The sequence below is a fragment of the Salibacterium halotolerans genome, assembly GCF_900115625.1.
GTDB classification, from domain to species: Bacteria; Bacillota; Bacilli; order Bacillales; family Marinococcaceae; genus Salibacterium; species Salibacterium halotolerans.
In genome coordinates this window covers 49,642-69,233 of sequence record NZ_FOXD01000013.1, presented here as the reverse complement: position 1 = coordinate 69,233, position 19,592 = coordinate 49,642, and the positions used below count along the sequence as shown (strand labels likewise).

The following is a 19,592-nucleotide window of genomic DNA, read 5'->3' as shown; positions in this document are numbered from 1 at the left end:
ATGAATGAAAACAAACACGCATACACATGAGAACACAACCGGACAAGAACAGGAGGTCTTTATGAATCAACGACCGAAAAAAGTACTGCTTACTCTCATTGGTTTGTTCGTTCTGCTTGTTGTGTGGCAGCGTTTCGCAGGAATAACCGCCGTTCCATCCTGGGTTCTTTTGAGCGGCCTCGGCATTGTATTCAGTGGTTTCATGTGGTGGAAGACAAGCCAAAGCGAAAAAGAAGAAGAAGACCGCTGGATTGAACAAGAAGGCCGGGTTTTCATCCGCAGAATGGAAGAAGAACGGGAGAAAAAGCGCGCCTCCTCCTGAATGCTTTTTCCAAAGCTTAAAACAAAGCAAAAAACTGTTTTTCACCCGGCCAAAGGATCACTCATCCAGCCAAAGTCAAAAGATGCTCCCGGTTACCGTCTAAAGACAACCGGGAGTTTTTCTGTTTTATTTCGTCTGCATGCATCTTTTTCATTCCGGAGGATTACTCTTTTTGAAGCTGTATCCAATCGTCGTACATGGAATCTTTTATCTGGATATCCGCATCATTCATCAGCTGCTGCATCCATTCCTGTTGCGAAGGAATACGAGCGCTGCGGGCTGCTTTGGCAACGTCTTCCTCGAGCTCTTCATATGTTGTTTTACGGTCGAGAACTTCAATGATATGATAGCCGAATTCAGTTTCCACCGGTTCGCTGATACTGCCGGGACTCATGGAAAACGCTGCTTTTTCAAAAGGTTCAACCATCTGTCCGTGTTTGAAAAAGCCCAATTCGCCGCCGTTTGATGCGGAACCGTCCGTTGAATACTCAGCGGCCAGCTCTTCAAAAGAACCGCCGTCTGCGAGTTTATCCTTCACTGTTGCAGCCGTCTCTTCATCCTCGACCAGGATATGACGGGCCGAGACGGATTCAAGTTCTTCTTGATGCTCCTCAAAATAAGCCTGTTTTTCTTCGTCTGACAGCTCTACCGATTCGTTCATCTGCCGGCGCACAAGCTGTGGTTTCAATACGCTGTTTTTCAGGGATTCCATCGACTGCACCGGAAGCTGGAACTGAGACTGAAGCAATGTAAGCAGTTCTTCATCCGTTTCCACGCCGTATTGTTGTTTGAGAGACTGTAATTCCTGCTCCACCTGCTCAGACCCTATCTCCAGCTGCCGGGCTTTATCATCCATGATTCTTCCCTGCACCATATCCTGAAGGACCTGCCGGCCGTAACGCTTCCTCAATTCCGCTGTCAACGCTTCTTCGGTGATGGCTGTGTCATTGACCTGCACAATTTCTTTGGATGCACCACCATGTTCCCCGCCTGTGCAGGAAGCCAGACATAACACAGCTGCCACCGCCGTTCCCATCTTAAGAAATGATAAATACAAAAGCCTCCACCTCCTCATGGTATATCCCGTTTTCAGACAATCTACATCATACCACAAACGATAAAAAAAGAAAAAACGGGTGAAAAGCCTAAACAAAGAGCGGGGTTCTGACATAACATATCCCAGAAAGCGTGTTAGGAGGTGGTCACATGTCAAAAGGGTATTACGGCGGCTTCGCTTTGGTTGTCGTCCTTTTCATTCTGCTGATTATCGTAGGTGCCGCCTGGTACTAAATTCTGAGGAAAGGAGGAAATATAATGGGATATGAGTATGGTTCGCAGTTTGCGCTGATTGTGGTGCTTTTCATTCTGCTTGTGATCGTAGGCGCTGCCTGGATCTACTAAAAGCCGTTAAAAAAAGCTTTCCCGATTGTTTCGGGAAAGCTTCTTATACATACAGGAACCGCTTTAGCGGTTTAGGTAAACCACAATTCAACGAATGTGGATGTTAGAAGAATGGTCAGCAGAATATTAATGGTTCTGAAAATTTTCGGCTGTCGTTCTGCCGGTATCTCCTTCTGGACACAGAGGGCATTAGTCATTGAATTTATTACAAATAAATAGGTCAGCGAAAATAATCCGAACAATGCGATCAGCATCTTTTTACCCCCAATACCATGTATCTATTATACCTTAACAAAAGATGGTGTAAAAAGATAGTTTTTTTCTAGTACAATATAAGAGAAAATATGATAGGAAATGAGGTTATCAGGAAAGCAGGTGGAAAGATGCACAACCGCAGTATAAATGGTTGGAAATGGGCGTTTCTCACATTAGCAGGTGGTCTGGTATTTGGTTCTGCCCTATTATTCTTCTTGTTAAGCTCGCCGGCGGAAGACAGCGGGGAGAACGGGTCTCCAGGCGGCAGCTCGGACGGAGAGTTTCAGGAATATTTCACGGTACAAGCCACAACCGGGCAGTTGAATCAACTGCTGCAGGAAGAAGCAGCATCTGAAAAGGTGAATATTCAGTTTAACGGATCAACAGCAGAGGTGACGGCCGGTATCGATTTTCTCGGGCGGACCATCGAAGCTGCGATGCAGTTCGAAACAGAAGCAGTCGAAAATGGGAACATTCTGCTGACACTCGAACGCGTATCTGTCGGAGCGTTCAATCTGCCCAGTCAGCAGGCGATGGCGCTGCTGGCATCGCAGGCTGATTTTCCCGAAGCAGTGGAGATCGATACAGAAAATCAGCAGATTCATATCCATATGAACCAGATTACAATTGGGGAAGATTATTCTCTGCGGGTGGAACGTTTTCAGCCCGAAAATGATGACATTGTGTTCAACGTAGGCAAATAAAAAAAGCAGCCGTTATACCGGCTGCTTTACTAATATATCCAGTCCATTTCTGTTTTGTTCAATATAGCAGTGACGCGGAGCGCCGAGAAGTTGTTTGACATAAATGAAATCATATACCGCAAGACCGGAGTTGAAGGAAAAGATCAGTACAAAGTAATGCATGAGCGATGGAAACAAAAACGCCCCTGCAACGGCACTGATGTTAATAAAGCATGCTGGAAAAAGCATGGCACCGATATAGTAATTGCGGCTGACCGGTCTCGTGAATTTGAGAAACAGCATGGCTTTTCTTTTTCGTCTGAAGAATAACCGGTTCCAGTCGACGTGGACCCCCGCAAACCGAAGTGGTACAACATGAAGAAAGGAATGAACCGGAAACAGTAATATCAGAAACAAAAGGGTATGAAGCATACTAAGTTCTGTGTATGCTTGATTTCTGTGATACAGACTTAAGCCAAGGTAACCTAGAATGAACGTGACGATAATCATGCTGAAAGAAAAAATCATCAACCTTGAAGGATGATAGTCTCTCTTTACATTAATGGATTTCCAGCAGTTCACGGGAGATCCCCCCTTTCATATCTTACGTGAATAATATAGGGCTTGCATCTGCAAAAATCAATAGGCACGGCAAAATCCATGAAAAGAAAAAGAATTTCGACAATTCCTTAAGCGGGTAAAGCGTATTCAAGCCTGATTCCATCGGAAATCGTCTCTTTTTTTCATTTTATAAAAAGGCCGGCCCTGCATTGATTTCTGTCACGTAAGCTTGCAAGTGGGGGGGGCTGCTGTCCGTTATATTTTTATGGTCCTACACATGCGGCCCGGAGGTTGTTTTTTCTTCCGGGATCAATAAGCCGTTTTCTTCGGTGAACTCTTCATCGAACGTGTTGATCGTTTCTTCGAATATCCGCATGAAATCCTCGCCGTACACGTACCGGATGATAGTGAGCAACTCGGTAAAATCAGGAAACTTTCCATACAACTCTTTCATGGGAAGGGCACCGTCATACACGTTATACGTGTCGGGTTCATACGCTTCAATGGTTTGTAGAAACAGACGGTCCCCTTCTTCTGTCAGTTCAATGTACGTGTTCCGCTTATCATCTGCGTTTTTGGAAAAAGATAAAAGGCCCCTTTCCTCCAGCTTTTTTGAGAAGTTAAATGCGGTAGACACGTGCATCACGCCGAATTTGGCAATATCAGAAATGGAGGCACCTTCCAGATGATAGGCAATCCACAAAATTTGATGTTCATTAATATTAAGGTTATAAGGTTTTATCCACTGCTGCCAGTCTTTTTCCACTGACTTCCATAGTGCTTTGGTCAACTGGGCAAATTTGTGGCAGAACAAAATGGATTGTTTCGTAGATGCTGGGGTATATTCCAATCGTCTGCCTCCTTCCAACTATTATTGTAATAAAAAGTTATTGTTCATTCTTACATAAAGATAAAACGACAATATGTGAGGAATTATTCAGATTCTTTACGAATTCGTTCATTCAGTTCCGTGATGGAATCGGATATTTCTTTAATCTGTTCCTGGATGCTTTCCACTTCCGGTTCCACTTCCTGCTTGTAGCGGCTGTAAGTTTTTTTCATCTCCTGGGTGAGGCCGTCTACTGCTTCGAGACCTTCTGTGGCGGCATAGCGCCAATCATAAACGGCTGCCTGCCCTTTTCGGGAAAGAAGACGGTTCACGTTTCTCCAATTGTACTGTTTCATATATTGTCTTGTTTCATCCCCGGACGCCGGTGCAGAAAGCAGCGAAATAATGCCTCCTGTCATCAAACCTGTTAAAAGTCCGGAAATTAATGATTTCGAATTCATGATACCACCTGTCCTTTCTCCTGTTCACTCTCTCTGTTTATAAATATTATTCTCTGATAACAGTATAGAGAAAAATCAAAAAAATGAAAAGGACAATCTGCTTTTATTAATTAGAAAAATAGCCGCACGACGAAAGTAAGCGTTTTCTTTAAAGTTTTTGGGAGTTATTATTTCGTGTACACGTCACGAAGCGTCTTGGAAATAAAAAAACGCCGACAGCGCTGCCGGCGTTTACAGGGAGATATTTCAGGATTAACCGTGGTTTTTGTGGAAGTCCAGCATAAAGGTGCGCAGGGCTTCGCAGGATTCGAGTGATACGGCATTGTACAGCGAAGCCCGGCATCCGCCTACGGAGCGGTGGCCGTTCAAACCGACAAATCCAGCCTCTTTCGCTTTTTCAAGAAATGTTTGGTTCAATTCTTCGGTTGGCAGATTAAAGGTGACGTTCATGTTCGAACGGCTGTCTTTCTCTGCGTGCCCTTTATAAAATCCGCCGCTGTGATCAATTGTGTCATACAAGAGAGAGGCTTTTTCGTCGTTGTGCTTTTGCATTCCTTCGGCACCACCGCGGTTTTGGATCCAGTCCAGCACATGATTCAGCATATAAATGCCGAAGGTCGGCGGCGTGTGATACAGAGAGTTTTTATCCGCATGGGTATCATAGCGCAGGAATGTTGGAATGGACTGCGGTATTTTTTCCATCATTTCTTTTTCTATGATGACAATGGTAACGCCGGAAGGGCCGAGATTTTTTTGGGCACCGGCATAAATAAGCGAGAACTGATCCACCGGAACCGGTCTGCTCAGGATGTCACTGGACATGTCGGCGATAAGAGGCGCTTTCCAGTCAGGGAGGGTCTGCCACTGGGTACCGAAAATCGTGTTATTGGACGTGATGTGCACGTAAGCATCCGCTGGGTCGACGTCCATAGTATTAATATCCGGGATGTAGGTGTGATTATGTTCGGCAGAAGATGCCCCGATTTTCGTCTGACCGAGAAGCTGAGCCTCTTTTAACGCTTTTTCAGACCAGGAACCGGTCAGAATGTAGTTGGCTTTCTCTCCGTCAGGCAGAAAGTTCATGGGGATCATGGGAAACTGCAGACTCGCCCCTCCCTGCAGGAATAAAACGTCGTGTGTGTCCGGGACCTGCAGCAGTTCTTTTATACCGGCTTTTGCTTCGTTGTGAACCTGTTCATAATCTTTGCTGCGATGGCTTAATTCCATAACCGACATTCCCGTGCCGTTAAAATCAAGCATTTCCTCTCCGGCCTGTTTCAATACTTTCTCCGGAAGGGCAGCCGGACCTGCGTTAAAATTGTGAGCTCTAGTCAATGTATTTGCACTCCTTCGATGTATGTTGGAACGATATGATTGGTACCCTGAAGCCGAAAGTCGGCGTATCAAGAGCGGATCGTTCTATAAATGGTTGTTGATGCTTTTGGCGATGGCCTGTAGATCCTCCGACGTGTATTGGGAGCTGTTATCCTCAAATGAAGGCTGGAAACCATCGTCCGCTCCGTACCGCGGAATGAAATGCAGATGATAATGGAAGACTGACTGGGAAGCAGCGGTGCCATTGTTATTGATAATGTTCATTCCCGCAGGCTGAAATTCCTTTTTAATGGCGTTTGCGATTTTCGGCGCGGTCTTAAACAAATGAGCGGCCGTATCTTCTTCAAGCTCAAAGATATTTTCCTGATGGTCCTTCGGGATTAACAGGGTATGTCCTTTTGTGGCCTGTCCAAGATCTGCAAATGCCAGGCAGATATCGTCTTCATAAATGACCGCAGCAGGTATAGCGCCGGATACAATCTTGCAGAAAATGCAGTTGCTGTCGTAAGTCATAAGCAGTGCCCCTTTATCTTGAATGTATACCTTCATTCTATCAGTCCGCACATGCATCGGCAAAAACAACTCTGGATTGTTACAAAAATGAAGCGGTAATGCTATAATCTGTTTAGCACAAATTTGAAAAAGGAGGACTTCGATGTTTGTCCCCCTGCTTTTAACAGATTTTCTGGACCGTGCGGTATTGTTGTACGGGAATAGAACGGCAGTCATAGATGGGTCAAGAGAAGTAACATACGCGGAATTAAATCATAACGTTAATCAGCTTTCCCGGGCATTGAATGATCTTGGTATTAAAAAAGGGGATAAGGCGGCTTATTTAACAAGGAACTGCCTGGAGTTGGTAGAAGGATACTACGGGGTATTTCAGACCGGAGCGGTGATGACCCCTCTCGGCACAAGTCTGAGCGCAGAAGAATATGTATTTATTCTGAATCACAGTGAAAGCAGGGTACTGATTGTAGAAGAAGCCTTATATTCTCGTATTTCCTCCATAACAGACCGCCTTGAAACGGTGGAACATATCATCGTCATCGGAGAATCTCCGGCGCCGGATAAATGTATTCATTACCATTCATGGAGGGACCAGTTTCCGGGGCACCCGTATGATCGTGTGGAACTGGAAGAGGAAGATATTGCCACGCTGCAGTACACCCGGGGAACGACCGGCCAGCCGAAAGGCGTGCTGACCACCCACCGCAGCAACTACCTTCATGCTTTGTCAGCCATGCACCATCTCCGGGTGAGCGACAGGGACCGGCTTTTACATGTGCTCCCGATGCATCATGCAAACGGATGGGGAGCGCCGTTTATTTACACCGCCAACGGAGCTGTTCAGGTCATGCAGCAGGACATGGAAGCCCCCGTTACAGCGCAGCATATCGATGCCTATCATATTACGGTGGTTCATATGACACCGCCTGTTCTGCAAACGCTGCTGGATTACTACAAAACCCAATCCATTTCGCCGGTCAACCGGGATGTACGTCTTGTCGTTTCCGGAGAAATTCCTCCGCAGGACTTCGTGCACCAGGTGGAAACGGAACTGGACTGGGAGTTTGTGCAGGTTTACGGCATGACCGAAACGTCTCCGCTTGTAGCCGTATCAAAAGTGCGTCCCCAGCATCAGCATCTGACAGGCGGGCAGAAAGAAAAAGTGAAAGCGAAAACGGGATTTCCGATGATCGGCGCCAATGTAAAAGTCGTTGACGAAGAAGGCGAAGAAATCCCGCGTGACGGAACGGCGGTCGGCGAAATCATAATACGTTCCAATCATGTCATGGAAAGCTACCTGAAAAACCCGGAAGAAACGTCACAGTCCATTAAGAACGGCTGGCTTCATACAGGGGACCGTGCTGTTATTGATCCGGACGGATACATTGAAATCAAGGAACGGAAAAGAAAAACGGCGTATTCATCTTCTTATATGGATACGATGCCTTAGAAGGAGGAAGAGTCATGACCGAACTTCTTGAACTGAATCAGGTCAGCGGGGGCTATAATATTCATAAACCGGTCCTGCATGAACTTAACTTTCATGTACGCTCAGGCGAAATGGTGGGCCTGATTGGTCTGAACGGAGCAGGCAAAAGTACAACTATTAAACATATTCTCGGTCTGATGGAACCGACAAACGGGGATATCCGTATACACGGAGTGCAGTGCCGGGACGAACCGGAAGCGTACCGGCGGACATTCACGTATATCCCTGAAACGCCGATTCTCTATGAAGAACTGACGCTCTGGGAGCATTTAAGGCTGACGGCGGCTGCATATGGCGTGGACAATAACTTATTTGAAGAACGCGCCGCCCGCCTGCTGAAAGAATACCGGATGGAAAAGATGAAACACTGGTTTCCAAGTCACTTTTCTAAAGGGATGCGTCAGAAAGTCATGATTATGTGCGCGTTTCTGGTACAGCCCAGCCTGTATGTCGTGGACGAACCATTTGTCGGCCTTGATCCGGTGGCGATCAAGTCGCTTCTGGATATGATGGAAGAGAAAAAACAGGAGGGTGCCGGCATTATGATGTCGACCCACATTCTGGCAACAGCAGAGCGGTACTGCGACCGGTTCATCCTTCTTCATGAAGGACGGATCAGGCATCAGGGGACACTTGCTGAACTGCGGGAGCAGACAGGCATGCCGGAGGCGGATCTTGATGATTTATACATAGAAGTGACTAAAGGAGAAGTCTGATGAATATCGAATCGCTTTGGAAAGACCGTGTCCAGACGTTCTGGAACCAGGCTGTAAGCTATCTGCGGCTGATCGGCAACAGCGGCTTTATGTTCAGTCTGTACGCCCTGTTTCTGGCGGGAGGATATTTTTACCCCTCCTTTATGGAATGGCTCCCTTCCTCGGTTCCGGTGCCGCTTCTATTCACCCTGCTTTTTGCATATCTGTTAACGAGATGCCCGCTCCGCACGTTTCTGAAAGAGGGAGACCTTGTCTTTTTGCTGCCGCTTGAAAGCCGCCTGAAATCCTATTTCACAAAATCAGTGGTTTACTCGTATGCGTTCCAGTCGGCCGCTGTGGTCATCGTGTTTTTGCTGCTTGGTCCATTATTTCGAGACCGCGTCGTGGATGACAATCTGTACATGTATACGTCTCTTTTTCTTCTTCTTCTTATAAATGGGTGGAATTATGCTTCGTTCTGGGTGGAGACGCGGTTCCAGGAAGAAACCATCCGTTATAAACATACGGCGGGCCGTGCGGTATTAAACGCTGCTGCAGCCTACCTTCTGTTTCAGGGAGCCGCCCTTTGGTTTCCAGCCGCTGTGCTTCTTGTATGCGCGTTTGTGTACATTTTTTATTATTACCCGCTGCTCGGCCGTCACCTGCTGAAATGGGAAGTGCTTCTGCAGCAGGAGGAAAAGCGGGTATCCGCGTTCTACCGGTTTGTGCGTTCCTTCACCGATGTCGGGCACGTGAAGGCGGGGGTGAAGCGCCGACGATGGCTGAATGCGCCCGTAGACCAGTGGATCTGGAGAAAAGGGTCGGTATTTATGGTCCTGTTTGGAAAGTCGTTCATGCGCTCGGGGGAGTACCTGGGCATGTATGTCCGGTTAATAGTGGCTGCGGGACTCGTCATGTATGCTTTTCCAAACGACTGGTTCCGTATGGCGGCTGCGTTTTTGTTTCTTTACATGACCAGTGTGCAGCTTCGTACGCTCTGGCATCATCTCGATGTTACCATCTGGCCGGATCTTTATCCCGTGGGGCATGTGCATAAGCAGCATGATTTTAAAGCACTCGTGAAAACCCTTCTCGCCGCCCAGACGATACTGCTGACACTCGTTTATCTGCTGACTTCAGGGTCATTCCTTCCCGGTATGGTTTTGTTTGGTGCCGGCCTGCTGCTGTGCCTGATGTACCCATTGTCCCAAAAAGATAAAGCGATGATTCAGAACGGCCGGGAGGCGTGATCATGAATAATTACGAGAAACAAGCGCTCGAGGAAGCCGAAGTGTGGCTGAGACAGCTGAAAAAACCGCAGAGCATGACACGAACCGCAGCCGCGAAAGTGCAGGGGCGGCTCAATCATTTGATGCCCGGTGCTTTCCACCGCTCGATGGGGAAGGCGGTCCAGCAGATGACAGCCGGCGTACTGACGGGATCGGATTATCTGCCGAATAAAAAGCTGTCCCCGGCGCAGACGCTTGAGGAAGCGGATGAAAAACTGGAAGAGCTGATCCCGTTCTACCAGAGAGGGGCGGCTGTGGAAGGAGCCGGAACCGGGGCCGGCGGGATTCTCCTTGGAGCAGCGGACTTTCCGCTTCTGCTCGGTTTCAAGATGCGCTTTCTTTTTTCCGCTGCGATGATTTACGGTTTGGATATCCACGATTTCCGGAACCGGCTGTATCTGCTTCATCTCTTTCAGGCGGCTTTTTCCAGTCCGGAAAAACGAAAAGAAACAGCTGAGCACCTCGAAACATGGGACGAATATGTAAAGGAGAAACCGAGAAAACTCAAAATAGCGGAAGAATGGGACTGGACAACGTTTCAGCAGGAATACAGAGATCATATTGATCTGGTGAAAATGCTGCAGTTGATGCCGGGACTGGGCGCCGTCATCGGGGCGGCAGCCAATCACCAGCTCCTGGCGCAGCTCGGAGAAGCCGCAAAGCAGGGTTACCGCTGGAAGTGGCTGCTGGATAAGGAAAGGTGAAAGAAACAGCCTGGGACAAAAGAAAAATGTATAAAACAAAACACGAACGTCTTTTGTTTCTGTTTAGAATTCGCATGGCAGCGGAGCCAAAATGCTTCGACTCCTGCTCAGAACAGCACGAGTCTCAAGACCCCGCAGGAAGTGATTTTCTTCCGAAGGCCCGCAGGATGCGGGTCAGGTCGGCGTTGGCACAGGACGTGCCGGTTTTAGCCGATCATCCTCTATTTGAGCCGTGCCCGCGGCAAAGAAGACACGATGAGCCCCAGCGAATCGATGTCGCCCTTGTACTCCGGAGTGCAAAGAAGACACGATGAGCCCCAGCGAATCGATGCCGCCCTTGTGCTCTGGAGTGAAAGCGAAGCATTTTGGCGCAGCGGTTTGTCTCAGTAACGAAAAATGCCGAACGACTTTTTAAAATCGTTCGGCATTTTTCTATCTTATAGAGGTTTTGGCCCAGCCTCATTCTTCTGTCCTATAAAGGTTTTGTCCCAGTCTCCTTTTTTGGTTGGATTGGCAGCGTGGTGTAATGGACACTACATTGTCCGGGAGCACGTGTAGTATCCATGGAAGTCGTGTTGGGTGACACCAGCACTTCACGTCCCTGCAGCTAGTGTCCATTGATTTCTGCCGGCGGATACTAATTCCTGATTTGGTCGGCGCAGTGTCCATCAATCGGTGATCGGAAGACACTACGTGCTTATTTTTCGGTGGTAGTGTCCACACCCTGGTCGGATGAAGGAAGCGACAGCCAAAAGCAGCCATCTTCTGAACCTGCCTGAAACTGCATTCTTTATTTCCAAAAAAGAACTGTACCTTTTGATACAGTCCCTTATTTCATACGGTTTCCTTCATCAGGCTGATTTGTAATCGAGGACGGCTTTGCCGAGGATTTTGGCGGCAATAAGCATGGCGCGTTCATCGATGTCGAATTTTGGATGGTGATGGGGGTATGGTGTTTCCCATTCCGGATTGGCCGCGCCGGTGAAGAAATAGGAGCCTTTCACATGATGAAGGTAGTAGGCGAAATCTTCTCCTGTCATCTGCGGTTTCATGTATTCTGTTTCGGTCACACCCGGCACTTCGGCTGCGCAGGAAGCAAGAAATTCCGCTTCCCGGGTATGGTTCACAACCGTCGGATATCCTCGGAAGTAACGGAAATCAGCTTCCGCTCCGGCGCTGTCGCACACACCCTTTGTCATGCGGTTCAGCTCCTCTTCAATGGTATCCCGCACATCATCGTTGAAAGTGCGGACGGTGCCGACGAGACGCGCCTGATCGGCAATGACGTTAAACGCGTTCGCTGCTTCAAACGAACCGACCGAGACGACGGCGGAATCCTGCGGATCAATACGGCGGCTGACGAGCTGCTGTATCGTCGTGACAAGCTGGGAGCCGATGACGATCGCATCTTTTGTCAGGTGCGGTGTGGCACCGTGGCCGCCCTGGCCGATAATATTTATTTCAAAACTGTCAGCCGCGGCCATCATGGGCCCGTCTTTATACTGCATCACCCCGTATGGTACCGTTGCCCAAAGGTGGGTGCCGAATACGGCATCGACACCGTCCAGGCATCCATCTTCAATCATGGCCTGCGCACCGCCGGGAGCCAGTTCCTCCGCATGTTGATGAATAAAAACAATAGAGCCGGAAAGCTCGTTCTGCAGCTGGTTCAGTGCTTTGGCAAGCACGAGCATTTCGGCTGTATGTCCGTCGTGACCGCAGGCGTGCATGACGCCGTCACGTTTTGAAGCAAACGGCAGACCGGTTTCTTCCTGAATCGGAAGCGCATCAAAGTCTGCGCGCAGCGCGATGACAGGACCGGGCTGTGCGCCTTCAAGCCGGGCGGTGACACCGCGGCCTCCGACGCCTGTATGTACCTCGTGCCCGAGCCGGCGGTGATAGTCCGCGATGTAGGCGGGCGTTTCTTCCTCTTCAAAAGACAGCTCCGGGTATTGATGAAGATACCGCCGAATCTCGACCATTTCATCATAGCCCTGGTCGAGCAGTTCAAATAACTTCTGTTCCATAATAGACCTCCTCTGTATTAAATGCTGAACGGATTGAATTGGGCGAAATACGCCGACAGCATCTGAAAATAACCGGTAAACAGCAGGATGCCGAGTGCAATCATAATGACGCCGCTTCCTCTTTGGATACGCGGGAGCCATTTATTCAGCCGTTTTAATTTATGCAGCGATTTCGAATAAAGCAGACCGACGATCAGAAAAGGGATGCCAAGCCCCATGGAGTAGATGAACAGCATAAACAAACCGGTGTACATGGTTTCAGCTGAACCTGCCAGAGTTAGAATACCGCCGAGGACGAGTCCGATACAGGGCGTCCAGCCGGCGGCAAACACCAGTCCGAAAAAAACAGAGCCGGCAAAGCTGGTTGATTTTTTCGGCGTCCGGTGCAGTTTCTTGTCGGTCATTAATGCTTTAATGGATATGATTCCGGTCATCTGCAGACCGAACAGAATAATAACAATACCGCCCACCTGCTGAATGACTTTCTGGTTATTTTCAATTAAGGAACCGAGTGCGGTGGAAGTGAGGCCGAGCACCATAAATATTAACGTAAACCCAAGGATAAACCCCAGGCTCCGGGATAAGACGATTCTTCTTCCCACCTGTATTTCTCCGTCGGCGACCGTCGAGCCTGTCAACTGGGCCAGATAGGCCGGGACGAGTGGAAAGATGCAGGGCGATAAAAAAGAAACAATCCCCGCCCCGAAAGCGAGCCAGATGCTGACTTCATTCAACGAAATCCCTCCTGTTTTTCACTCTGCGGTGATCATTCAAAAACGTTTGACATCTGCATGAAACAATGCGGCTGTATGATAGTGTACGAGCTGAAATGTTCGTACATGCCAAGCAATGCGGGTAATGTACATTTTATCATATCATGACGGCGTTGTGCGGGGAAATGGAATGGGAGGAAGCCGTTGGACAAGGTTTGATAAAAGTTGTTAAAATCACGCAGAATAACAAAAGCTGTGAAAAAAGATGCCGAATCACGGCGGATACTTTATAATAGCAGGCAGACAACTCTATTATGTAGAAATCACCGTGCACAATGAAGGAGCCGCTGTTTTAAATGAAAAATAAATGGGTGAAATGGGGGCTGCTGCTCATCGGTTTTATGCTGGTCAGTGCCGGCATATATCTGTCGTCTGTTGTCATAGGGGCGGCCGCTATCGATGAGAAACAGCTCGTCATGAAAGAAACATCTGTCCTCTATGACGAAGAAGGAACAAAACTGGCAGAACTGCATCAGGAAGATCGTAATGTCGTAGAAATTGAATCGCTTCCCGACCACGTGAAGCAGGCGTTTGTTGCGATTGAAGATATGCGTTTTTATGAACACCAGGGTATAGATCCGCGCGGCATTCTGCGTGCGCTTTACCGCGATATTCTGGCAGGCAGTATTGTGGAAGGCGGGAGCACCATTACGCAGCAGCTCGCGAAGAATTCTTTTTTAACGAATGATCAGACCCTGCTGCGCAAAACAAAAGAAGTGTTAATTGCGATGGGGCTCGAACGCAAATTCAGCAAAGACCAGATTCTCGAATATTATCTGAACCAGATTTACTTCGGGCACGGAGCATACGGCGTGCAGTCGGCGGCCCAGCTGTATTTCAACAAAGACGCGTCGGAACTGACGGTGGACGAGGCTGCAATGCTTGCCGGTATCCCGAAAGCACCATCGAATTATTCCCCGGTCGATAATGCCGAACAGGCCCGGGAACGGCGGAACACGGTCATCTCACTGATGGAAGAACAAGGGTATGTAGGGGCCGAAAAGGCTGTTGCCCTGCAGGGAAAAACGCTGCCCGACCAGCTCCATGAAACAGAAAACAGTCCCGCTTATTATACATATATTGATATGGTATTAAACGAAGCGGAAACGAAGTATAACTTGTCAGCGGAACAAATATACCGCGGAGGATACGACATTGTCGTACCGATGAATAAAGAAATGCAGCAGGCCTCCTATAACTTGTTTCAACAGGATTCTTATTTTCCGGAAGGATCAAAGAATGTACAGGGAGCCTTTTTCATGATGGATCATCAGAGCGGCGGTGTTGCGGCTGTACAGGGAGGCAGGGATTACGTGCGTCAGGGGCTGAACCGTGTGACAGCGAAACGGCAGCCCGGATCGGTGATGAAGCCGCTGGCAGTTTATGCTCCTGCTCTGGAATCCGGTGATTATCAGCCGTATTCTATCCTTCAGAATGAAAAAACAAGTTACAACGGATATACGCCTAAAAATTACAACGGCGAGTATTCAGGTGATATTACGATGAACAAAGCGCTGACAGAGTCCACCAATGCGGCGGCCGTCTGGCTTTATGATCAGCTGGACCGGAGCACGACGTCCGAATGGATGCAGTCTGCGGGACTGGACATTGAGTCCGAAGGTCTGGCCGTGGCGCTTGGCGGTTTATCGGAAGGGTTGTCCCCGTATCAGATAGCATCCTCTTATACTGCCTTTGCCAATAACGGAAAGAAGACCGAGCCATATTTTATTTCAAAAATAGAGAACCGGGACGGCGATGTCATCGCAGAAGCACAAACGTCAACGAAGCAGATCATGACTCCTCAAAATTCATGGTATATGACAAGAATGCTGCAGAATGTTGTGCAGGAAGGAACCGGAACAAAAGGGTCCACCACCTATCCGCTGGCCGGCAAGACCGGTACGACGTCCTTTGTGGAAGTAGAAGGAGCAACAAGGGATGCCTGGTTCGCAGGATTCACTCCGCAGTGGACCGGCGCGCTTTGGATGGGGTACGACCAGACGACAGAAGAGCAGTATCTTCAGGCCGGGAGCTCTTTTCCGACCAGGCTTTTTAAAGATATTTTAAATCAAGTGCCGGAAGAATCGGATGTCCGCACCACGTTTGAACAGCCCGACGGCGTACAGGATCTTGAAGCACCGGTGGAAATGAACAGCGTGAATGATTTATCGGCTTCCCTCAGCCTCCGCGGCGGCGGTCTTTTCAATGTGCAGCTGGAATGGACGGCGGCGGACGATGAACGCGTTATCTACAAAATTTACGAAGTTACCGACGGTGCCAGCGAGAAAGTCGCAGAAGTACAGGGAACAGGAGAATACACGATCGAAGGGGTCAACATCTTCAACATGAAAGAATATATGGTCGTTCCCTACAACCCGCAGACCGAAAAAGAAGGAGAAGCCTCCAACGTGGCAGAAGCCTCCATGGGCTCCATATTCGGAGGTTGATAGAAGAAGGCTGTCCATCCAGGGGGCAGCCTCTTTTATTAAAGGATGCAGATCCGTTCGGCGCTGCCGCGCGACGTGGCGTTCTCAGCCGAACTTCAGTGATTCAGGGCGCTTTAGCTTTTTATTATCCATTTTATGAACATTGGCGTGAAGTGCTGTACATGACAATGCTTGTGGAGTATGGTAAAAAGGGTATGGAACGATAGACGAACGAGGAAAAGCTGGAGGATGAAGAGGGTTACAGGAACAGGAGGAAATGCCGATGGCCCAACAGAATAAAAACATGACGTTTCTGCAGGCTGCAAGAAAAGAACCTGTGGACCATGTCCCGGTCTGGTATATGCGCCAGGCGGGCCGTTCACAGCCGGAGTACCGCAGACTGAAAGAAAAATATTCTTTATTTGAGATAACAAGAGATCCGGAATTGTGCGCCTACGTAACAAAACTTCCGGTTGACCAGTACAATACCGATGCTGCCATTTTGTACAAAGATATTATGACACCACTCCCTTCTATGGGAGTGGAGGTTGATATTAAGCCGGGGGTTGGTCCGGTTATTCATAATCCGATCAAGCACCACGACGACGTTGACAAGCTCGGCATGATCGAACCGGAGCAGGAAGTTCCGTTTGTCCTCGACACGATAAGCCTGCTCCGCGAACAGCTTCATGTTCCGCTGATTACGTTCAGCGGAGCACCGTTTACGCTCGCAAGCTATATGATTGAAGGCGGACCATCCAAAAATTACTACCACACGAAAGCCTTCATGCACGCCCGGCCCGAAGCCTGGCAGGCACTCATGGACAAGCTCGGCGATATGACAATCCGCTACGTGAAAGCCCAGATCCGGGCAGGAGCGGAAACTATCCAGATTTTTGATTCATGGGTCGGGGCATTAAATGCTTCGGACTACCGCCGTTATGTAAAACCTGTGATGAGGCGGATATTCGAAGAACTGCAGGGGGAACAGGTTCCGATTATCATGTTCGGCGTAGGCGCGGGGCATCTGCTGCAGGAATGGAACGACCTTCCTCTTGAAATTATCGGTCTGGACTGGCGGACCCCGGTCTCGGAAGCAAGAAATCAGGGAATCACCAAAGCACTGCAGGGTAATCTTGACCCGGCTCTGCTCCTGGCACCGTGGAATGCCATTGAAGAACAGGTGAAACCGATCCTCGACCAGGGCATGCAGGAAAACGGGTTTATTTTCAACCTGGGTCACGGTGTATTTCCGGATGTGGATCCGGACACGCTGAAACGGCTGACAGCTTTTGTACATGAATATACACAGAAATAAAAAAAGGGGGTCATCCAAATGGCAGAAAAAATCGGACTGCTTGTGATGGCATACGGAACACCTCGGAGTCTGGATGAGGTGGAGTCCTACTATACGCATATCCGACGCGGCAGAAAACCGTCGGAAGAAGCGCTTCAGGACCTGATTTCCAGGTATGAGGCGATAGGCGGCGTGTCTCCTCTTGCCAACATTACAAACAACCAGGGCCGAAGCCTGGAGGAACGTCTGAATGAGCGGACAGACGAGGTGGAATTTCACTGGTATCTTGGATTGAAACATATTGATCCATTCATTGAAGATGCCGTAGCTCAAATGAAAGAAGATGGTATTGAGAAAGCGTACAGTATTGTACTTGCGCCGCATTTTTCGACGTTCAGTATTAAATCGTATAACGGCCGGGCGCACGAAGAAGCCTTGCGCATCGATGGCCCGGCCATTCATTCCGTGGAAAACTGGCATGATGAACCGAAATTTATTGAATACTGGGTCGATCAGGTGAAACGTACGATGGAACAGACAAGACCGGAAGAAAAGACGTGTGTGATTTTTTCGGCACACAGCCTTCCGGAAAAAATTATACAGGCGGGCGACCCGTATCCTGAGCAGCTGGAAGAAACAGCGAAATGGATTGCGGAAGGAGCCGGTATCTCCGATTATGCCATCGGCTGGCAGAGTGAAGGGAACACACCGGATCCATGGCTCGGTCCTGACGTCCAGGATTTAACGAAAGATCTTCATTCCAACTATGGATACAACGCTTTTATATACTGTCCGGTCGGCTTTGTGGCGGATCATCTTGAAGTTCTGTTTGACAATGACGTGGAGTGCCGTCAGGCCTGCGATGAAGTTGGCGCGTCCTATTATCGTCCCGCCATGCCGAATGCGGAGCCCGAATTTATTGATGCACTTGCGGATGCCATTCTAAGAATAAGGCAGACAGGGGCAGAAAGTAAGTGAGGGATGGATAATGAAAACAGCTATTATCGGCGGAGGGATCACCGGACTCGCCGCCGCCTACTATCTGCAGAAAGAAATAATGACCAATTCACTGGATATGGAGTACCACCTTTTTGAGAAAGAGGAGCGCCTGGGCGGAAAAATAAAGACGGACTACTACAACGGTTTTGTGATTGAGCAGGGTCCCGATTCCTTTCTCGCCCGGAAAGAAAGTGCTTCCATTCTTGCTAAAGAAGTCGGCCTGGAAGAAGAATTGATTACGAATAACGCAAGCGGGGCTTATATTCTGAAAGGACGTTCTCTGCATCCGATTCCGGAAGGTTCTGTCATGGGAATTCCGACAAAACTTGGTCCTTTTTTAACGACGGGTCTGTTTTCCATCCGCGGAAAACTGCGGGCGGCGGCTGATTTCATCCTGCCCCGTTCCAAATCAGACTCGGATCAGGGACTGGGCGTGTTTTTCCGGAGACGGCTTGGCAGCGAAGTGGTGGATCACTTGATTGATCCGCTCTTGTCCGGTATTTATGCCGGGAACATGGACCGTTTAAGCCTTCAGGCTACGTTTCCGCGTTTTTTTGAAGTAGAACGGCAGTACCGCAGTCTTATCCTGGGTATGCGGGAAGAACGTCCTTCTTCCGGAGGAGGACGGAAAAAAGCGGGTTTTTACAGCTTAACAAAAGGACTTCAATCGTTTGTGGAAGGTATTGAGAATCATCTGGATGAAGATGCGGTCCATAAAAATTCCGGTCTCCAGTCCATCCGCAAAAAAGAAGGACAGTATGAGCTTGCCTTCAGTGATGGGAGTACTTCGCTGTTTGACCGGGTGATCATGACAACGCCTCATGATATTACAGCATCGCTCCTGGATTCAGACATTTTGAAAGAAGAACTCGCTTCCATTCCGGCTACTTCCGTTGCGACCGTCGCTATGGCATTTGATGAAAATCAGCTCAGCGGTGATTTTGACGGTACCGGCTTTGTCGTTTCCAAAAAAAGCGGCTACACCATCACCGCCTGCACTTGGACGCATCGTAAATGGGAACACGCCGCACCTCCGGGCAAGGCGCTTCTCCGCTGTTACGTCGGGAAGCCCGGCGGCGAAGATGTGGTGGAAAAACCGGACGAAGAGATTGTGGATATTGTTCTGAAAGACCTGAATCACGTTATGGCTGTGGAAGGGAAACCGGAATATTTCAATGTTACACGCTGGCGGCATGCCATGCCCCAATACGAGGTGGGACATTTTGAGAAAATGGAACGTATATCGAGTCACATGAAAGAAAAATTTCCAGGTATCTATACGGCGGGTGCTGCATTTGAAGGTGTAGGTCTTCCGGACTGCATCAGCCAGGGAGAACAGGCCGTCCGCCGTATGATGGAGCAGCAATAGTGGTGTGCAAGCATAAAACGCTTCCAGCCTGTTTTAAGGACGGCCGGAAGCGTTTTTGTCTTATGTACGCGCATCAGATGGATGGGACATGAAGAAGACCTTCCCCGGACAGGGAAGGTCTTCTTCATCTACCGGGAGTCAACCCGGTTTTTTGTTTTCCACTTCTC

22 protein-coding genes are annotated in these 19,592 nt (G+C 48.8%); 13 read left to right on the top strand and 9 right to left on the bottom strand.

The genetic code is table 11. The annotated features are described in order from the left end of the window. The first annotated feature begins 61 nt into the window (after positions 1-61). A complete protein-coding gene (locus BM124_RS11830; protein ID WP_093337806.1) occupies positions 62-322 on the top strand; it encodes a sporulation YhaL family protein in 261 nt (86 codons plus the stop codon). A gap of 163 nt (positions 323-485) precedes the next feature. On the opposite strand, the gene BM124_RS11825 is transcribed toward BM124_RS11830, so the two are convergent. Further along, positions 486-1,379 carry a foldase protein PrsA gene (locus BM124_RS11825; protein WP_170841119.1) on the bottom strand — a complete coding sequence of 298 codons (894 nt, stop codon included), beginning with the start codon at positions 1,377-1,379 and terminating at the stop codon, positions 486-488. Positions 1,380-1,528: 149 nt separating this feature from the next. Here BM124_RS11825 and BM124_RS11820 point away from each other — a divergent pair, with 149 nt between their 5' ends. Then, complete coding sequence (locus tag BM124_RS11820) at positions 1,529-1,612, top strand: YjcZ family sporulation protein (protein WP_090925629.1); 84 nt, start codon at positions 1,529-1,531, stop codon at positions 1,610-1,612. Between the two features lie 24 nt (positions 1,613-1,636). Then, entirely contained in the window at positions 1,637-1,723 is an 87-nt protein-coding gene (locus BM124_RS11815; protein ID WP_090925630.1) for a YjcZ family sporulation protein, read from the top strand. A 71-nt stretch (positions 1,724-1,794) separates the two neighbouring features. Here the strand turns inward: BM124_RS11815 and BM124_RS19285 are convergent, their stop codons facing one another. Next, entirely contained in the window at positions 1,795-1,977 is a 183-nt protein-coding gene (locus BM124_RS19285) for a hypothetical protein (RefSeq protein WP_177195413.1), read from the bottom strand. A gap of 129 nt (positions 1,978-2,106) precedes the next feature. Between BM124_RS19285 and BM124_RS11805 the strand changes: the two genes are divergently transcribed. After that, the gene (locus BM124_RS11805; RefSeq protein WP_170841118.1) at positions 2,107-2,682 is read left to right on the top strand and encodes a YpmS family protein; all 576 of its coding nucleotides are present in this window, start codon (positions 2,107-2,109) and stop codon (positions 2,680-2,682) included. Between the two features lie 12 nt (positions 2,683-2,694). Here the strand turns inward: BM124_RS11805 and BM124_RS11800 are convergent, their stop codons facing one another. From BM124_RS11800 to BM124_RS11780, 5 genes are all read right to left on the bottom strand, one after another. Then, the gene (locus BM124_RS11800) at positions 2,695-3,243 is read right to left on the bottom strand and encodes a DUF3267 domain-containing protein (protein ID WP_093337800.1); all 549 of its coding nucleotides are present in this window, start codon (positions 3,241-3,243) and stop codon (positions 2,695-2,697) included. Positions 3,244-3,493: 250 nt separating this feature from the next. Then, positions 3,494-4,072: an HTH-type transcriptional regulator Hpr gene (locus BM124_RS11795; protein WP_093337798.1), complete on the bottom strand. Its 579-nt coding sequence runs from the start codon at positions 4,070-4,072 to the stop codon at positions 3,494-3,496. Positions 4,073-4,155: 83 nt separating this feature from the next. Continuing rightward, the gene (locus BM124_RS11790) at positions 4,156-4,512 is read right to left on the bottom strand and encodes a YtxH domain-containing protein (RefSeq protein WP_093337796.1); all 357 of its coding nucleotides are present in this window, start codon (positions 4,510-4,512) and stop codon (positions 4,156-4,158) included. Between the two features lie 252 nt (positions 4,513-4,764). Continuing rightward, a complete protein-coding gene (gene serC, locus BM124_RS11785; RefSeq protein WP_093337794.1) occupies positions 4,765-5,847 on the bottom strand; it encodes a 3-phosphoserine/phosphohydroxythreonine transaminase in 1,083 nt (360 codons plus the stop codon). An 84-nt stretch (positions 5,848-5,931) separates the two neighbouring features. Then, positions 5,932-6,360, bottom strand: coding sequence for an HIT family protein (locus BM124_RS11780; protein ID WP_093337792.1), 429 nt, complete (start codon positions 6,358-6,360; stop codon positions 5,932-5,934). 142 nt (positions 6,361-6,502) lie between these two features. Between BM124_RS11780 and BM124_RS11775 the strand changes: the two genes are divergently transcribed. The 5 genes from BM124_RS11775 (at position 6,503) to BM124_RS19525 (ending at position 11,401) form a co-directional block, all read left to right on the top strand. Then, the gene (locus tag BM124_RS11775) at positions 6,503-7,807 is read left to right on the top strand and encodes an AMP-binding protein (RefSeq protein WP_093337791.1); all 1,305 of its coding nucleotides are present in this window, start codon (positions 6,503-6,505) and stop codon (positions 7,805-7,807) included. Between the two features lie 14 nt (positions 7,808-7,821). Beyond that, positions 7,822-8,562 carry an ABC transporter ATP-binding protein gene (locus tag BM124_RS11770; protein WP_093337789.1) on the top strand — a complete coding sequence of 247 codons (741 nt, stop codon included), beginning with the start codon at positions 7,822-7,824 and terminating at the stop codon, positions 8,560-8,562. Then, positions 8,562-9,791 (top strand): ABC transporter permease, encoded by a 1,230-nt coding sequence (locus BM124_RS11765; protein ID WP_093337787.1) that lies wholly within the window; start codon positions 8,562-8,564, stop codon positions 9,789-9,791. Before BM124_RS11770 ends, BM124_RS11765 begins: the two co-directional genes overlap by 1 nt. 2 nt (positions 9,792-9,793) lie before the next feature. Next, positions 9,794-10,534, top strand: a complete 741-nt coding sequence (locus BM124_RS11760; RefSeq protein ID WP_093337786.1) for an EcsC family protein — start codon at positions 9,794-9,796, stop codon at positions 10,532-10,534. 732 nt (positions 10,535-11,266) lie between these two features. After that, positions 11,267-11,401 carry a hypothetical protein gene (locus BM124_RS19525; RefSeq protein WP_280139735.1) on the top strand — a complete coding sequence of 45 codons (135 nt, stop codon included), beginning with the start codon at positions 11,267-11,269 and terminating at the stop codon, positions 11,399-11,401. Here BM124_RS19525 and BM124_RS11750 read toward each other — a convergent pair. Beyond that, the gene (locus BM124_RS11750; protein WP_093337782.1) at positions 11,386-12,561 is read right to left on the bottom strand and encodes a M20 family metallopeptidase; all 1,176 of its coding nucleotides are present in this window, start codon (positions 12,559-12,561) and stop codon (positions 11,386-11,388) included. The genes BM124_RS19525 and BM124_RS11750 overlap by 16 nt on opposite strands. A gap of 17 nt (positions 12,562-12,578) precedes the next feature. Then, positions 12,579-13,295, bottom strand: coding sequence for a cytochrome c biogenesis CcdA family protein (locus BM124_RS11745; RefSeq protein ID WP_093337780.1), 717 nt, complete (start codon positions 13,293-13,295; stop codon positions 12,579-12,581). Positions 13,296-13,630: 335 nt separating this feature from the next. On the opposite strand from BM124_RS11745, the gene BM124_RS11740 reads away from it, so the two are divergent. The 4 genes from BM124_RS11740 (at position 13,631) to hemY (ending at position 19,425) form a co-directional block, all read left to right on the top strand. Continuing rightward, positions 13,631-15,781 carry a transglycosylase domain-containing protein gene (locus tag BM124_RS11740; protein ID WP_093337778.1) on the top strand — a complete coding sequence of 717 codons (2,151 nt, stop codon included), beginning with the start codon at positions 13,631-13,633 and terminating at the stop codon, positions 15,779-15,781. Between the two features lie 262 nt (positions 15,782-16,043). Next, positions 16,044-17,078 (top strand): uroporphyrinogen decarboxylase, encoded by a 1,035-nt coding sequence (gene hemE / locus BM124_RS11730; protein ID WP_093337774.1) that lies wholly within the window; start codon positions 16,044-16,046, stop codon positions 17,076-17,078. A gap of 18 nt (positions 17,079-17,096) precedes the next feature. Then, positions 17,097-18,035, top strand: a complete 939-nt coding sequence (gene hemH / locus BM124_RS11725) for a ferrochelatase (protein ID WP_093337772.1) — start codon at positions 17,097-17,099, stop codon at positions 18,033-18,035. Between the two features lie 10 nt (positions 18,036-18,045). Beyond that, a complete protein-coding gene (gene hemY, locus BM124_RS11720; RefSeq protein ID WP_093337771.1) occupies positions 18,046-19,425 on the top strand; it encodes a protoporphyrinogen oxidase in 1,380 nt (459 codons plus the stop codon). Positions 19,426-19,592: the final 167 nt, after the last annotated feature.

What these genes read in the sequence shown, in the direction of transcription:
- BM124_RS11830 (WP_093337806.1), top strand. Translation starts at nt 62, where the DNA reads ATGAATCAACGACCGAAAAAAGTACTGCTTACTCTCATTGGTTTGTTC.
- BM124_RS11820 (WP_090925629.1), top strand. Translation starts at nt 1,529, where the DNA reads ATGTCAAAAGGGTATTACGGCGGCTTCGCTTTGGTTGTCGTCCTTTTC.
- BM124_RS11815 (WP_090925630.1), top strand. Translation starts at nt 1,637, where the DNA reads ATGGGATATGAGTATGGTTCGCAGTTTGCGCTGATTGTGGTGCTTTTC.
- BM124_RS19285 (WP_177195413.1), bottom strand. Translation starts at nt 1,977, where the DNA reads ATGCTGATCGCATTGTTCGGATTATTTTCGCTGACCTATTTATTTGTA.
- BM124_RS11805 (WP_170841118.1), top strand. Translation starts at nt 2,107, where the DNA reads ATGCACAACCGCAGTATAAATGGTTGGAAATGGGCGTTTCTCACATTA.
- BM124_RS11790 (WP_093337796.1), bottom strand. Translation starts at nt 4,512, where the DNA reads ATGAATTCGAAATCATTAATTTCCGGACTTTTAACAGGTTTGATGACA.
- BM124_RS11780 (WP_093337792.1), bottom strand. Translation starts at nt 6,360, where the DNA reads ATGACTTACGACAGCAACTGCATTTTCTGCAAGATTGTATCCGGCGCT.
- BM124_RS11775 (WP_093337791.1), top strand. Translation starts at nt 6,503, where the DNA reads ATGTTTGTCCCCCTGCTTTTAACAGATTTTCTGGACCGTGCGGTATTG.
- BM124_RS11770 (WP_093337789.1), top strand. Translation starts at nt 7,822, where the DNA reads ATGACCGAACTTCTTGAACTGAATCAGGTCAGCGGGGGCTATAATATT.
- BM124_RS11765 (WP_093337787.1), top strand. Translation starts at nt 8,562, where the DNA reads ATGAATATCGAATCGCTTTGGAAAGACCGTGTCCAGACGTTCTGGAAC.
- BM124_RS11760 (WP_093337786.1), top strand. Translation starts at nt 9,794, where the DNA reads ATGAATAATTACGAGAAACAAGCGCTCGAGGAAGCCGAAGTGTGGCTG.
- BM124_RS19525 (WP_280139735.1), top strand. Translation starts at nt 11,267, where the DNA reads ATGAAGGAAGCGACAGCCAAAAGCAGCCATCTTCTGAACCTGCCTGAA.
- BM124_RS11750 (WP_093337782.1), bottom strand. Translation starts at nt 12,561, where the DNA reads ATGGAACAGAAGTTATTTGAACTGCTCGACCAGGGCTATGATGAAATG.
- BM124_RS11740 (WP_093337778.1), top strand. Translation starts at nt 13,631, where the DNA reads ATGAAAAATAAATGGGTGAAATGGGGGCTGCTGCTCATCGGTTTTATG.
- hemE (WP_093337774.1), top strand. Translation starts at nt 16,044, where the DNA reads ATGGCCCAACAGAATAAAAACATGACGTTTCTGCAGGCTGCAAGAAAA.
- hemH (WP_093337772.1), top strand. Translation starts at nt 17,097, where the DNA reads ATGGCAGAAAAAATCGGACTGCTTGTGATGGCATACGGAACACCTCGG.
- hemY (WP_093337771.1), top strand. Translation starts at nt 18,046, where the DNA reads ATGAAAACAGCTATTATCGGCGGAGGGATCACCGGACTCGCCGCCGCC.